This window comes from Wenjunlia tyrosinilytica (genome assembly GCF_014646055.1).
GTDB classification, from domain to species: domain Bacteria; phylum Actinomycetota; class Actinomycetes; order Streptomycetales; family Streptomycetaceae; genus Wenjunlia; species Wenjunlia tyrosinilytica.
The window spans coordinates 1-527 of the sequence record NZ_BMMS01000170.1 but is presented as its reverse complement, the minus strand read 5'-3'; the positions used below and the strand labels follow the sequence as shown (position 1 = coordinate 527).

The window sequence follows — 527 nt, the reverse complement described above, 5'->3', positions numbered from 1 at the left end:
GCGTCGCAGGCCGCCACCGTCACCTCGGCGCCCAGACCGGTCAACTCCGCGACCAGTTCCCCGGCGCCCGGCGCCCGAAGTCCACGCCGACTCGCCAGCACCAGGTGCCGAACACCGCGCTCGGCCACGAGATGCCGCGCCACCAGCGCGCCGAGGCCCCCGGTACCACCGGTCACCAGCACCGTGCCGCCCGCGTCGAGCGGAGCGGGAACGGTGAGGACCACCTTGCCCACATGACGGGCCTGGGACACGAACCGGAAGGCCTCCGCAGCGTTGCGCACATCCCACACCGTCACCGGCAGCGGCTCCAAAACCCCGGCCTCGAACAGCCCCACCAGCACGGCCAGCATCTCCCCGATACGCTCCGGCCCCGCCTCCCACAGGTCAAAAGCCCGATACCGCACACCTGAATGAGCGGCGGCCACCTCGGCGGGGTCGCGGACGTCGGTCTTGCCCATCTCCAGGAAACGCCCCCCGCGCGGCAGCAACCGCAGCGAGGCATCGACGAACTCCCCCGCCAGCGAGTC

Annotated in this window: 1 protein-coding gene; it reads right to left on the bottom strand. The window is 72.3% G+C overall.

All coding sequences use genetic code 11. The features are described 5' to 3' along the window. The coding region (locus IEY86_RS36090) for a zinc-binding dehydrogenase (protein WP_189136111.1) at positions 1–527 on the bottom strand (527 nt) is incomplete at both ends.